The sequence below is a fragment of the Streptomyces sp. B1I3 genome, from assembly GCF_030816615.1.
Taxonomy (GTDB): Bacteria; Actinomycetota; Actinomycetes; order Streptomycetales; family Streptomycetaceae; genus Streptomyces.
In genome coordinates, this window is record NZ_JAUSYD010000001.1 from 1,784,263 (window position 1) to 1,797,268 (window position 13,006).

The window sequence follows — 13,006 nt, forward strand, 5'->3', positions numbered from 1 at the left end:
GGGCGGCGGCACCCACGGCACGGCAGGATGGCCCTGGGTCCGGTGTTTCCCCACCGGACCGGGCCCACGCTTCATGGGGGGACCCGTCATGGAAACACGCTCTGTCGCGGCGCCGGGTGCGGCCCCCGCCGCGTACTCGGCGGCGGGCGCGCGCCGGCTCCACCGCATCCGCGACGCCCGCCTTGCGGGCGAGCGCACGGCGGAGGTCCCGCGTGCGGAGATCGACGCGTCCTGGGACCGGGTGCTGCGCAGCGGTGTGGATCCCGAGCAGTCCCCGGAGAGCAGGCTGCTGGAGACGGACGAGATCGAGCACCGGCGCAGGAGCTCGGCGCTCGGCGAGATCATGCCGCTGCTCCGGGACGGCCTGGCGACCATCGCCGACGCGGCCCAGCAGATCATGGTCGTCACCGACGGCGAGGGCCGGGTGCTGTGGCGTCAGGGGCACTCCGCCGTGATGCGCCTGGCCAAGGACATCTGCCTGGAGGAGGGGGCCGCCTGGGAGGAGGGGGTGACCGGCACCAACGCGATCGGTACCGCGCTCGCCACCCGCTCCCCCATCCAGGTCCATTCCGCGGAGCACTTCGTCCGCGCCCTGCACAACTGGACCTGTGCGGCGGCCCCGGTGCGTGATCCCCGCGACGGCCGGCTGATGGGAATCGTCGACATCACGGGGCCCGCCTCCACCTTCCACCCCACGACGATGGCCCTGGTCGGCTCGGTGGCGGCGCTCGCCGAGAGCGAGCTGCGCAACCGGCATCTGATGGCTGTCGAGCGGCTGCGGTCGGTGGCCGCCCCGATCCTGTGCCGGCTGGGCGGGCGCGCCATGGCGGTGGACACGCACGGCTGGTCGGCCGCCGTCAGCGGGATGGCGCCCGTCGACCGGCTGCCGCTGCCGAAGTCGCTGCGGCCCGGCCGGGTCTGGCTGGCCTCGCTGGGCATGTGCGAGGTGGAGCCGCTGCCCGGCGGCTGGCTGGTGCGGGTCGCGGACGGCCCGTCGGAGGGGCCGCCGCGCCGTGTCGTGCTCGACCTGAGCCGGGAGCGGGGGCTCGCCGTCCATGTGGCCGGTCCTGTGGGGACGTGGACGCGGCCGCTCTCGCCCCGCCACGCGGAGCTGCTGTACGCCCTGTCCCTGCACCGGGAGGGGCGGACCGCCGCCGAGCTCGCCCAGGACGTCTTCGGTGATCCCACCCGGACGGTGACGGTGCGGGCGGAGATCTCACGGATCCGGCGCCATCTCGCCGAGGTGCTCGCGCACCGCCCGTACCGCTTCGGCGAGGGGGTCGAGGTGGAGGTGATCCACCCCGCCGTGCCGGCCGACCTGCTGCCCCGCTCGACGGCTCCGGTCGTGGTCGGGGCGCGTGGCTCGGCGGGGGCGCCCTGAGATCCGCCGGTTTGGGTGCGGCCCGGCATCATGGTTTTCTGGCGGCCATGAGCAACCTGACGCATCCCACCGATCCCGCCCCCGAGGCAGCTGCCCCGCAGGAGGCGACCTCCGAGGTGACGGTCTGGTCCCTGGAGCAGACCGCGCCCACCGACCTGCGCCCCGCCGTCGCGCCTGCCGGTGAGGTGCGGATCGTACGGTCGCAGATACCGCTGCCGGAGTTCAGCCGCTTCCTCTACACGGCGGTCGGCGGGGACGTCCGCTGGACCGACCGTCTCGGCCTGACGTACGCCGAGTGGCGGGAGATCCTGGAGCGGCCGGGGGCCGAGACGTGGGTGGCGTACGAGAACGGCACCCCCGCGGGATTCATCGAGCTCGACGCCCAGGAGGGCGGTGTGGTCGAGATCGGCTACTTCGGGCTGATCCCGGCGTTCCGCGGCCGCCGGATCGGCGGCCACCTCCTTTCGTACGGGGTGGCGCGCGCCTGGGACCTTGCCGAACGCCATCCCGGCCGGACGCCGACCGAGCGGGTGTGGGTGCACACCTGCTCCGACGACGGTCCGCACGCCATGGAGAACTACCTGCGCCGCGGCTTCCGCCTCTTCGACACCCGGATCGAGCGGGAGCCGGACGTGGAGAATCCCGGCCCGTGGCCGGGCGCGTACCCCGGACCGCACACCGATTGAGTCGCTTTGTCGACAGGCCTGACGTGACGGAGGCCACAGCGTCTCACATTTCGGGACCATCTCGTCCACATGGTGGATCGTGGTGGACTGGCCCGAGATGCGCGTGACACGCTTCCGTCATGTCTGGAACTGGAATTGCCTTGGTGAGTCGGCGGCACGTCGACCTCGGCCGCATGTCCAGCGCCATCTGTCCGGCCCGCTGAGAGTCTCCAGCACCGCCGCGACCACCTGAAGCACCGCTTTCCCCTGCGCACCGCCGCGCCTCGCGCGAGTGTGCAGTTCAGAGCCGCCCTCCTGCAGTCCCGAAGGACGTATTTGCCATGGCCGCCAGCCCGGAACAGCCTGCTACCGCCACGCCCCGCCGCAAGGCCGGACGGCACCGTGGTGAAGGTCAGTGGGCCATGGGTCACTTCACCCCGCTCAACGGGAACGAGCAGTTCAAGAAGGACGACGACAGTCTCAACGTGCGGACACGCATTGAGACGATCTACTCCAAGCGCGGCTTCGACTCGATCGACCCCAACGACCTGCGTGGGCGGATGCGCTGGTGGGGCCTCTACACCCAGCGCCGGGCCGGCATCGACGGCGGCAAGACCGCGGTGCTGGAGCCCGAGGAGCTCGAGGACTCGTACTTCATGCTGCGGGTGCGCATCGACGGCGGGAGGCTGACGACCGCGCAGCTGCGGGTGATCGGTGAGATCTCCGAGCAGTACGCGCGCGGGACGGCCGACATCACCGACCGGCAGAACGTCCAGATGCACTGGATCCGCATCGAGGACGTCCCGGCGATCTGGGAGAAGCTGGAGGCCGTCGGGCTCTCCACGACCGAGGCCTGCGGTGACTGCCCCCGCGTGATCATCGGCTCGCCCGTGGCGGGCATCGCCGCGGACGAGATCATCGACGGCACGCCCGCGGTGGACGAGATCCACGACCGGTACATCGGCAGCCCGGAGTTCTCCAACCTGCCGCGCAAGTTCAAGACCGCGATCTCCGGCTCGCCCGTCCAGGACGTGGTGCACGAGATCAACGACATTGCCTTCGTCGGTGTCGACCACCCCGAGCACGGTCCGGGCTTCGACGTCTGGGTCGGCGGTGGCCTGTCCACCAACCCGCGGCTGGCCGAACGCCTGGGTACCTGGGTGCCGTTGGACGAGGTGCCCGATGTCTGGGCCGGTGTCGTCGGCATCTTCCGCGACTACGGCTACCGCCGTCTCCGCACGCGCGCCCGCCTCAAGTTCCTGATGGCCGACTGGGGTCCCGAGAAGTTCCGTCAGGTGCTGGAGGACGAGTACCTGAAGCGTCCGCTACTGGACGGTCCCGCCCCCGCCGAACCCTCCTCGCGCTGGCGCGACCACATCGGCGTCCACCAGCAGCAGGACGGCCGTTTCTACGTGGGCTTCGCCCCGCGCGTCGGCCGGGTGGACGGCTCCACCCTGGCCAAGGTCGCGGAGCTGGCCGAGGCACACGGTTCGGGCCGGGTGCGCACCACCGTCGAGCAGAAGATGATCATCCTCGATGTGGAGCAGGACCGGGTCGAGTCCCTCTCCGCCGGGCTGGAGGCGCTGGACTTCCAGGTGAAGCCCTCCACCTTCCGCCGCGGCACGATGGCCTGCACGGGCATCGAGTTCTGCAAGCTGGCGATCGTCGAGACGAAGGCGCGCGGCGCCGCGCTCATCGACGAACTGGAGCGCCGCCTGCCGGACTTCGAGGAACCGCTCACGATCAACATCAACGGCTGCCCCAACGCCTGTGCCCGCATCCAGACCGCGGACATCGGTCTCAAGGGCCAGCTCATGCTCGACGCCGACGGCAACCAGGTCGAGGGCTACCAGGTGCACCTCGGTGGCGCGCTCGGCCTGGAGGCCGGCTTCGGCCGCAAGGTCCGCGGCCTGAAGGTCACTTCGGCCGAACTGCCCGACTACGTCGAGCGGGTCCTCGGCAGGTTCCAGGAGGAGCGCGAGGACGACGAGCGCTTCGCGACCTGGGCGGCACGGGCCAGTGCGGAGTCGCTGTCATGAGCGAACGAGCAGCGCCGTTCTACTGCCCGTACTGCGGCGACGAGGACCTGCGCCCGCACGAGGCCGGGCACGGCGCCTGGGAATGTGCTTCCTGCAATCGCGCGTTCCAGCTGAAGTTCCTGGGCCTGCTGGCTCACGGACTCCAGCGCAACGATGTCGAAGGGGACGGGATATGACGGACACCCTGCACGCCGCCGAGCTCACCGACCAGGCACTGAAGGAGCTCGCCGAACAGGCCGGCCGCGACCTGGAGGACGCCTCGGCCCTCGAGATCCTCACGTGGGCGACGGACACCTTCGGCAAGAAGTTCTGCGTCACCTCCTCCATGGAGGACGCCGTCGTCGCGCACCTCGCCTCCCGGGCCCTGCCCGGCGTCGACGTGGTCTTCCTCGACACCGGCTACCACTTCCCCGAGACCATCGGGACGCGGGACGCGGTCGAGGCCGTGATGGACGTCAACGTCATCACCCTGACGCCACGCCGGTCCGTGGCCGAGCAGGACGCCGAGTACGGCCCCGGACTGCACGACCGCGACCCCGACCTGTGCTGCGCCCTGCGCAAGGTGAAGCCGCTGGAGGAGGGCCTGACCGCGTACGCCGCGTGGGCGACCGGGCTGCGCCGCGACGAGTCCCCCTCCCGGGCGAACACGCCCGTCGTCGGCTGGGACGCCAAGCGCCGCAAGGTCAAGGTCTCGCCCATCGCCCGCTGGACCCAGGACGACGTGGACGCCTACGTCGCCGAGCACGGTGTACTGACCAACCCGCTGCTGATGGACGGTTACGCCTCCGTCGGCTGCGCGCCCTGCACCCGGCGGGTGCTGGAGGGCGAGGACGCCCGGGCCGGCCGCTGGGCCGGGCGCGGCAAGACCGAATGCGGGCTGCACGGCTGATGACGACTGATCAGGAGATATCGATGAGCGTGACGGAGACGGGAGCCACCGTCTGGCTCACCGGTCTGCCGAGCGCCGGCAAGACCACCATCGCGTACGAACTGGCGGGCCGGCTGCGCGGCGACGGGCACCGGGTCGAGGTTCTGGACGGTGACGAGATCCGGGAGTTCCTCTCCGCGGGCCTCGGCTTCTCCCGCGAGGACCGGCACACCAACGTCCAGCGGATCGGCTTCGTCGCCGAACTGCTGGCCGCCAACGGCGTCAAGGTGCTCGTCCCGGTCATCGCACCGTACGCCGACAGCCGTGACGCGGTCCGCAAGCGCCACCAGGCCGAGGACACCGCGTATCTGGAGGTGCACGTCGCGACCCCGGTCGAGGTGTGCTCCGTCCGCGACGTGAAAGGGCTGTACGCCAAGCAGGCGGCGGGCGAGATCAGCGGCCTCACCGGGGTCGACGACCCCTACGAGGCACCCGAGTCGCCGGATCTGCGGATCGAGTCGCACCGGCAGACCGTGCAGGAGTCCGCAGCGGCGCTTCACGCGCTGCTCACCGAGAGGGGCCTGGCGTGACGACCGTCGCCACCGTGCCGGAAGGCACCGACCACCCGTACGCGCTCAGCCACCTCGACTCCCTGGAGTCGGAGGCGGTCCACATCTTCCGTGAGGTGGCGGGTGAGTTCGAGCGGCCGGTGATCCTGTTCTCCGGCGGCAAGGACTCGATCCTGATGCTGCACCTGGCGCTGAAGGCCTTCGCCCCCGCCCCCATCCCCTTCACGCTCCTGCACGTGGACACCGGGCACAACTTCCCCGAGGTCCTCGAATACCGCGACCGCACCGTCGAGAAGCACGGACTGCGCCTGCACGTCGCCTCCGTCCAGGACTACATCGACGCCGGCAAACTCCGCGAGCGTCCCGACGGCACCCGCAACCCCCTGCAGACGGTCCCGCTCACCGAGGCCATCCAGCAGCACCGCTTCGACGCCGTGTTCGGCGGCGGACGCCGCGACGAGGAGAAGGCCCGCGCCAAGGAACGCGTCTTCTCCCTGCGCGACGAGTTCTCCCAGTGGGACCCCCGCCGCCAGCGCCCCGAACTGTGGCAGCTCTACAACGGCCGCCACGCCCCCGGCGAACACGTCCGCGTCTTCCCCATCTCCAACTGGACCGAGCTGGACGTCTGGCAGTACATCGAGCGCGAAGGCATCGAACTCCCCCAGATCTACTTCGCCCACGAACGCGAGGTCTTCAACCGCTCCGGCATGTGGCTCACCGCCGGGGACTGGGGCGGGCCCAAGGACCACGAGACGGTCGAGACCCGGCAGGTGCGCTACCGCACCGTCGGCGACATGTCCTGCACCGGCGCCGTCGACTCCGACGCCACGACCCTGGACGCCGTGATCACCGAGATCGCCGCCTCCCGCCTCACCGAGCGGGGCGCGACCCGCGCCGACGACAAGATGTCCGAGGCCGCGATGGAAGACCGCAAGCGCGAGGGGTACTTCTAAAAATGACCGCACCCATCAAGTCCGCAGAGCAGTTGTCGGCCACCACCCTGCTGCGCTTCGCCACCGCCGGATCCGTCGACGACGGCAAGTCCACCCTCGTCGGACGCCTCCTGCACGACTCCAAGTCGGTCCTCACCGACCAGCTCGAAGCCGTCGCACTGGCCTCCACCAACCGCGGCCAGGAAGCACCCGACCTGGCCCTGCTGACCGACGGCCTGCGCGCCGAGCGCGAGCAGGGCATCACCATCGACGTCGCCTACCGCTACTTCGCCACCCCGAAGCGCCGGTTCATCCTCGCCGACACCCCGGGCCACGTGCAGTACACCCGCAACATGGTCACCGGCGCCTCCACCGCCGAGCTCGCCGTGGTCCTCGTCGACGCCCGCAACGGCGTCGTCGAACAGACCCGCCGCCACGCCGCCGTCGCCGCCCTCCTGCGCGTCCCCCACGTCGTCCTCGCCGTCAACAAGATGGACCTCGTGGAGTACGCTGAGCCCGTGTTCGCCGCCATAGCGGAGGAGTTCACCGCGTACGCCGCCTCGCTCGGCGTCCCGGAGATCACCGCGATCCCGATCTCCGCGCTGGCCGGGGACAACGTCGTCGAACCCTCCGCCCACATGGACTGGTACGGCGGCCCCACGGTCCTGGAGCACCTGGAGACGGTGCCGGTCAGCCACGACCTGACCGCCTGCCACGCACGCTTCCCCGTGCAGTACGTCATCCGCCCCCAGAGCGCCGAACACCCCGACTACCGGGGATACGCCGGCCAGATCGCGGCCGGGGTGTTCCGGGTCGGCGAGACCGTCTCGGTCCTGCCCTCCGGACGCACCACCACGATCGAGGGGATCGACGCGCTCGGCGAGAGCGTCGACATCGCCTGGGCCCCGCAGTCGGTCACGATCCGGCTGGCCGACGACATCGACGTCTCACGCGGCGACCTGATCGCACCGGCCTCGGACGTGCCCGCGACCACTCAGGACGTCGAGGCGACCGTCTGCCACGTCGCCGACCAGCCGCTCACGGTCGGCCAGCGGGTGCTCCTCAAGCACACCACCCGCACGGTCAAGGCGATCGTCAAGGACATTCCCTCCCGTCTCACGCTGGACGACCTCTCCCAGCACCCGGCCCCCGGGCAGCTCGTCGCCAACGACATCGGCCGGGTCGTGGTGCGGACCGCCGAGCCGCTGGCGCTCGACGCCTACGCGGCCTCCCGGCGTACCGGTTCGTTCCTCCTGATCGACCCCGCCGACGGCACGACGCTCACGGCCGGCATGGCGGGCGCCTCGTTCTCCGCCGTGACGGCTCAGGACACCGAGGACACCACCGCCGAGGACGCGGAGTGGGACTTCTGATGCGTACGGACATCTTCTCGACTTTCGCGAAGGAGGGCGGCCGGGTCGGCAGCGGCGCCCTCGGCAGCGGTCAGGGCGGGGTCGGGCGATGTGCGTGATGACGTACGCGCACTGCCTGCGCGCCCGCTCGCACCGCCAGTTCCGACGAAGACCTGCCGACCACCCGGCCGCGCCACCCCGTCCCCGGGGGACGTGAGCGCCGGGCCGACGAGAGGAAAGCCTCCCGTGTCTGCCCCCCGCACCACCCTGCGCCGCAGCCTCACCGCCGCCGCCGCCCTGCCGCTGCTCGCCGTGGCGCTCACCGCCTGCGGCTACGGCTCCGAGGCGAAGGACGACGACACCAAGAGCGTCTCCACCGGCGGGAAGAAGCTCTCCGCGGACACCGTGAAGATCGGGTACTTCCCGAACCTCACGCACGCCACCGCCCTGGTCGGTATCCAGGAAGGCCTCATCGCCAAGGAGCTCGGCGGCACCACGATCAAGCCGTCGACGTTCAACGCCGGGCCCTCCGAGATCGAGGCGCTCAACGCGCGGTCGATCGACATCGGGTTCATCGGCCCCTCCCCGTCCATCAACGGTTACGCGAAGTCCGAGGGCAAGAGCCTGCGAATCATCGGCGGCTCGGCGTCCGGCGGCGTGAAGCTCGTGGTCGACCCGAAGAAGATCAAGAACCTGGACGACCTCAAGGGCAGGCGGATCGCCACCCCGCAGCTCGGCAACACCCAGGACGTGGCCTTCCTCAACTGGATCTCCGAGCAGGGCTGGAAGGTCGACGCCCAGAGCGGCAAGGGCGACGTCTCCGTGGTCCGCTCGGACAACAAGGTGACTCCGGACGCCTTCAAGGCCGGTTCCCTGGACGGCGCCTGGGTGCCGGAGCCGACCGCCTCGAAGCTGGTCGCGGAGGGCGGCAAGGTCCTGCTCGACGAGTCGACGCTGTGGCCGGACGACAAGTTCGTCATCACGAACATCATCGTGTCGCAGCAGTTCCTCTCCGAGCACCCGGACGTCGTGGAAGCGGTACTGCGCGGCACGGTGAACACCAACAAGTGGATCAACGCCAACCCGGACAAGGCGAAGGCCTCGGCCAACACCGCGCTGGAGAAGCTGAGCGGCAAGGCACTGTCCACGGAGGTCATCGACCCGGCGTGGGAGTCCATCCAGATCACTGACGACCCGCTGGCCGCGACGCTCCAGGCACAGGCGGACCACGCGGTCAAGGCCGGTCTGCTGGAGAAGCCCGACCTCGACGGCATCTACGACCTGAAGCCGCTGAACAAGGTCCTCAAGGCCGCGGGGCAGCCCGAGGTCACCGACGCCGGTCTCGGCGTCAAGTAGCCCACCCGACCCGCACCAAGAGGCCCCACGATTCCCAGGAGGTGACGACCATGGCGACCACCACCCTCACCAAGGCCGAGGACCGTGCAGCGGTCGAGCACGCCGCTCGCATCACGCACGTCTCGAAGTCCTTCGCCGGACCCACGGGGCAGCAGCTGGTCCTGGACGACATCACGCTCGATGTCGCTCCCGGCGAGTTCGTCACCCTCCTGGGAGCGTCCGGGTGCGGCAAGTCCACCCTGCTCAACCTGGTGGCCGGACTCGACCGCCCGACCGCGGGGGCCATCGAGACCCCCGGCGGGCGGCCGGCCCTGATGTTCCAGGAGCACGCCCTCTTCCCGTGGCTGACCGCGGGCAAGAACATCGAACTGGCCCTGCGGCTGCGCGGGGTGTCCAAGGCGGATCGCCGCACGGAGGCGGAGCGGCTCCTCGAACTCGTGCGCCTCGGCGGGGCGTACGGGAAGCGGGTGCACGAACTCTCGGGCGGGATGCGCCAGCGGGTGGCGATGGCCCGTGCGCTCGCCCAGGACAGCCAGCTGCTGCTGATGGACGAGCCGTTCGCCGCGCTCGACGCCATCACCCGCGATGTGCTGCACGACGAACTGACCCGCATCTGGCGCGAGACGAACGCCTCGGTCCTCTTCGTCACCCACAACGTGCGCGAGGCGGTCCGGCTCGCGGAGCGCGTCGTCCTGCTGTCCTCACGGCCCGGCCGGATCGCCCGGGAGTGGACGGTCGACATCGAGCACCCGCGCCGCATCGAGGACACCGCCGTGGCGGAACTGTCCGTCGAGATCACCGAACAACTGCGTGGGGAGATCCGCCGTCATGGCCAGCACTGAAACCAAGGCCGACGATCTGGCCGGACTCGAGGCCGGGCTCGACGCCCTGGACGCCGTACAGGTGCGGCGGACCCCGCTGCGCGAGGTACTGCTCGGCAAGGTCCTGCCGCCGGTGGTGGCGGTGGTCCTGGTCCTCCTCGTCTGGCAGCTGCTGGTCTGGGCGAAGGTGACCGACGACTACAAACTGCCGCCGCCGTCCGCCGTCTGGGACAGCGCGAAGGACATGTGGCTGGAGGGCACTCTGCTCGAGGTCATCTGGACCAGCGTGTCGCGCGGTCTGCTCGGCTTCCTGATGGCCGTGGTCATCGGTACCCCGCTGGGGCTGCTGGTGGCCCGCGTCAAGGTCGTCCGGGCGGCGATCGGCCCGATCCTGTCCGGGCTGCAGTCCCTGCCGTCCGTGGCGTGGGTGGCGCCGGCCATCATCTGGCTGGGACTCGACGACCGGACGATGTACGCGGTGATCCTGCTCGGTGCCGTGCCGTCCGTGGCCAACGGCCTGGTCTCCGGCGTCGACCAGGTGCCGCCGCTGTTCCTGCGCGCGGGCCGCACGATCGGTGCGACCGGACTGCGCGGGACCTGGCACATCGTCCTGCCGGCGGCACTGCCCGGCTATCTGGCGGGCCTGAAGCAGGGCTGGGCGTTCTCCTGGCGCTCTCTCATGGCCGCCGAGATCATCGCGTCCTCGCCCGACCTGGGCCTGGGGCTCGGCCAGTTGCTGGAGAACGGCCGGAACAACTTCGACATGCCGGGGATCTTCCTGGCGATCCTCCTCATCCTGTTCGTCGGTATCGCGATCGACCTGCTGATCTTCAGCCCGCTGGAGCGACGGGTGCTGCGCAGCCGCGGTCTCCTCGTCAGGAGCTGAGTCCCCCATGTCCTCCCCCGTTCTCCTCGTCATCGCCCACGGCAGCCGTGACCCGCGGCACGCGGCGGCCGTGCACGCGCTCACTTCGCGGGTACGGTCGCTGCGGCCCGGGCTGCGCGTGGAGACGGGCTTCCTGGAGTTCAACGCCCCGCCCGTGCCCAGGGTGCTGGAACGCCTGGCCGCGGACGGGGTGGACGAGGTCGTCGCGCTTCCGTTGCTGCTCACCCGGGCCTTCCACGCCAAGTCCGACATCCCATCGGTCCTGCGCGAGGCCCGGTCCCGGCTGCCGCGGCTGCGGATCCGGCAGGCCGGCGTCCTCGGCCCGTCGCCGCTGCTGAACTCGGCACTGGAGCAGCGGCTGTACGAGGCGGGCCTCTCCCCGGCCGACAAGGGCTCGACCGGACTGGTCCTTGCCGCGGCGGGATCCACAGACCCGGAGGCGATCGCAGTGATCGCTGAAATCGCGCGGGAGCTGCGGCACACCGGTTGGTGCGCCGTGCGGCCTGCGTTCGCCTCCGCATCCCTTCCAGGTACCGCCCGAGCGGTACGGGCCCTGCGCGCCGAGGGCGCCCGTCGGGTGGCGGTGGCCCCGTACGTGATCGCACCGGGTCGTCTCCCGGACCGGATCGCGGCGGGGGCGGAGGAGGCGGGGGCCGATGTCCTGGCCGGCGTGCTGGGCCCGTCGCCCGAGCTGGCCCGGTTGCTGGCGGCCCGGTACGACGAGGCGTGCGCGGTGTCGGACAGGCTGACCTCGCGCGTCGCCTGAGGCGGCCGGCCCTGGCCGGCCCGTCAGCCGCAGTCGAGGTTTCCGGTGCGGGTCCGCTTCAGCTCGAAGAAGTCCGGGTGACCGGCCAGCACCCGGAAGCTGTCGAAGAGCCGTGCCGCCTCCTCACCGCGCGGCACGGAGTTCAGGACCGGCCCGAACCACACGGTGCCGTCGACGTGGATCGTGGGCGTACCGACGTAGGAGCCGGCCACCGGGTCCTTGCCCCGGTCGTGGCTGCGGCGCACGGCTTCGTCGTACCGGTCGGTGTGCGCGGCGTCCGCCAGGGCGGCGGGCAGGCCGAGCTCGGCCAGGGATTCGGCGATCACGGCGTCGAAGTCGTCGTTCCCCCGCTGGTGGACGCGGGTGCCGAGGGCCGTGTACAGGTCGCGCAGGATGGCGTCCCCGTGCTCCTGCGCCGCGGCGGCCGCGACGCGTACCGGGCCGATCGACCTGTCTACGAGGTCCCGGTACAGGCCGGGGAGTTCGTTGCCGGTGTTGTGCAGGAAAAGGCTCATGACGTGGAAGCGGAGTTCGATGTCGCGCCGTTGCTCGACCTCCAGCATCCAGCGGGAGGCGATCCAGGCGAACGGGCAGGCGGGGTCGAAGTAGAAGTCGACGGCCGCTGCGCCCGTCGGGGGGTTCTTCGGGTCGGTCATGGCAGGAGCCTATGGAGCCGGTGGCCCGCCGTTGTGGGCCAATCGGCCGCCGGTGGTCCGGGCCGTTTTCAGCTCGCCGACCAGCTGGGGTCGCGCCCGCTGCCGGCCAGGGCCCGGTCGAACAGGGGCGCGTCCCCGTCTGCCCCGGCGACCTCGGCGGCGAAGCCGTCGTACTGCCGGTAGAGCGCGGCGGACGCTGCGACGACCTCCAGGACGTAGGCCGCCGCCGGGTCGGAGAGCCGGAAGTCCTGGCCGGTGGCCCGGGCCACGTCCCAGCCGTGCAACGCCGTCTCCATGACGAGCATCCCGGCGACGTCCCCGGCCGGGGAGGCACCATGGCCCGTGTCGATGTCCCCCTCCCAGGCGGCCGGGTCGGCCCAGGCGGCGACGGCACGGTCCAGTTGCGCCGCGTACCGCTCGGCCCAGTCCTCGTCGGCGGTGAAGTCACGGGTCGTCAGCTCGTCCGGGATCGTCGTGCGCAGAGCCCGGCATTCCAGGCCGTGTGCGGTGTGGAGCACCCAGTGGTTGATCAGTTCCCGCAGGTCCCAGCCGTCGCAGGGAGTGGTGGCGGAGGCGGTTCCGGCGAGGTCGGCGCAGCGGGCGACCCGGGCGGCCTCGGTGGCGCATTCGGTGAGGTGTGCGTGGGCGTTCTTCATGCGGCCCATCGTGCGTCCGGCCCGGGCCGTCGATCTTGAACAAACGCGACAGCGGTCGT

15 protein-coding genes are annotated in these 13,006 nt (G+C 71.0%); 13 read left to right on the forward strand and 2 right to left on the reverse strand.

Features of this window, described 5'->3' with window-relative positions:
• The first annotated feature begins 88 nt into the window (after nucleotides 1-88).
• The 13 genes from QFZ58_RS08240 to QFZ58_RS08295 all read left to right on the forward strand — a co-directional run bounded on the left by QFZ58_RS08240 (nucleotide 89) and on the right by QFZ58_RS08295 (nucleotide 11,635).
• Nucleotides 89-1,381 carry a GAF domain-containing protein gene (locus QFZ58_RS08240; RefSeq protein WP_307124263.1) on the forward strand — a complete coding sequence of 431 codons (1,293 nt, stop codon included), beginning with the start codon at nucleotides 89-91 and terminating at the stop codon, nucleotides 1,379-1,381.
• Nucleotides 1,382-1,428: 47 nt separating this feature from the next.
• On the forward strand, nucleotides 1,429-2,067 hold the full coding sequence (locus tag QFZ58_RS08245; RefSeq protein WP_307124264.1) for a GNAT family N-acetyltransferase: 639 nt from the start codon (nucleotides 1,429-1,431) through the stop codon (nucleotides 2,065-2,067).
• 119 nt (nucleotides 2,068-2,186) lie between these two features.
• On the forward strand, nucleotides 2,187-2,270 hold the full coding sequence (locus QFZ58_RS34440) for a putative leader peptide (protein ID WP_310591794.1): 84 nt from the start codon (nucleotides 2,187-2,189) through the stop codon (nucleotides 2,268-2,270).
• 117 nt (nucleotides 2,271-2,387) lie between these two features.
• Nucleotides 2,388-4,085 carry a nitrite/sulfite reductase gene (locus tag QFZ58_RS08250; protein ID WP_307124265.1) on the forward strand — a complete coding sequence of 566 codons (1,698 nt, stop codon included), beginning with the start codon at nucleotides 2,388-2,390 and terminating at the stop codon, nucleotides 4,083-4,085.
• Nucleotides 4,082-4,261 carry a hypothetical protein gene (locus QFZ58_RS08255; RefSeq protein WP_307124266.1) on the forward strand — a complete coding sequence of 60 codons (180 nt, stop codon included), beginning with the start codon at nucleotides 4,082-4,084 and terminating at the stop codon, nucleotides 4,259-4,261. The genes QFZ58_RS08250 and QFZ58_RS08255 overlap by 4 nt, the downstream gene beginning before the upstream one ends.
• Complete coding sequence (locus tag QFZ58_RS08260; protein ID WP_307124267.1) at nucleotides 4,258-4,974, forward strand: phosphoadenylyl-sulfate reductase; 717 nt, start codon at nucleotides 4,258-4,260, stop codon at nucleotides 4,972-4,974. The genes QFZ58_RS08255 and QFZ58_RS08260 overlap by 4 nt, the downstream gene beginning before the upstream one ends.
• A 23-nt stretch (nucleotides 4,975-4,997) precedes the next feature.
• Entirely contained in the window at nucleotides 4,998-5,543 is a 546-nt protein-coding gene (gene cysC / locus QFZ58_RS08265) for an adenylyl-sulfate kinase (RefSeq protein WP_373428532.1), read from the forward strand.
• Nucleotides 5,540-6,475 carry a sulfate adenylyltransferase subunit CysD gene (gene cysD, locus QFZ58_RS08270; RefSeq protein WP_307124269.1) on the forward strand — a complete coding sequence of 312 codons (936 nt, stop codon included), beginning with the start codon at nucleotides 5,540-5,542 and terminating at the stop codon, nucleotides 6,473-6,475. The genes cysC and cysD overlap by 4 nt, the downstream gene beginning before the upstream one ends.
• A 2-nt stretch (nucleotides 6,476-6,477) precedes the next feature.
• On the forward strand, nucleotides 6,478-7,827 hold the full coding sequence (locus tag QFZ58_RS08275) for a sulfate adenylyltransferase subunit 1 (protein ID WP_307124270.1): 1,350 nt from the start codon (nucleotides 6,478-6,480) through the stop codon (nucleotides 7,825-7,827).
• Between the two features lie 225 nt (nucleotides 7,828-8,052).
• Nucleotides 8,053-9,162, forward strand: a complete 1,110-nt coding sequence (locus QFZ58_RS08280) for an aliphatic sulfonate ABC transporter substrate-binding protein (RefSeq protein WP_307124271.1) — start codon at nucleotides 8,053-8,055, stop codon at nucleotides 9,160-9,162.
• A 50-nt stretch (nucleotides 9,163-9,212) separates the two neighbouring features.
• A complete protein-coding gene (locus QFZ58_RS08285; protein ID WP_307124272.1) occupies nucleotides 9,213-10,004 on the forward strand; it encodes an ABC transporter ATP-binding protein in 792 nt (263 codons plus the stop codon).
• Nucleotides 9,991-10,869, forward strand: coding sequence for an ABC transporter permease (locus tag QFZ58_RS08290; RefSeq protein ID WP_307124273.1), 879 nt, complete (start codon nucleotides 9,991-9,993; stop codon nucleotides 10,867-10,869). Before QFZ58_RS08285 ends, QFZ58_RS08290 begins: the two co-directional genes overlap by 14 nt.
• 7 nt (nucleotides 10,870-10,876) lie before the next feature.
• A complete protein-coding gene (locus tag QFZ58_RS08295; protein WP_307124274.1) occupies nucleotides 10,877-11,635 on the forward strand; it encodes a sirohydrochlorin chelatase in 759 nt (252 codons plus the stop codon).
• 23 nt (nucleotides 11,636-11,658) lie between these two features.
• Here the strand turns inward: QFZ58_RS08295 and QFZ58_RS08300 are convergent, their stop codons facing one another.
• Nucleotides 11,659-12,291 carry a DsbA family protein gene (locus tag QFZ58_RS08300; RefSeq protein ID WP_307124275.1) on the reverse strand — a complete coding sequence of 211 codons (633 nt, stop codon included), beginning with the start codon at nucleotides 12,289-12,291 and terminating at the stop codon, nucleotides 11,659-11,661.
• Nucleotides 12,292-12,359: 68 nt separating this feature from the next.
• Nucleotides 12,360-12,947 carry a TIGR03086 family metal-binding protein gene (locus QFZ58_RS08305; RefSeq protein ID WP_307124276.1) on the reverse strand — a complete coding sequence of 196 codons (588 nt, stop codon included), beginning with the start codon at nucleotides 12,945-12,947 and terminating at the stop codon, nucleotides 12,360-12,362.
• Between the last annotated feature and the right edge of the window lie 59 nt (nucleotides 12,948-13,006).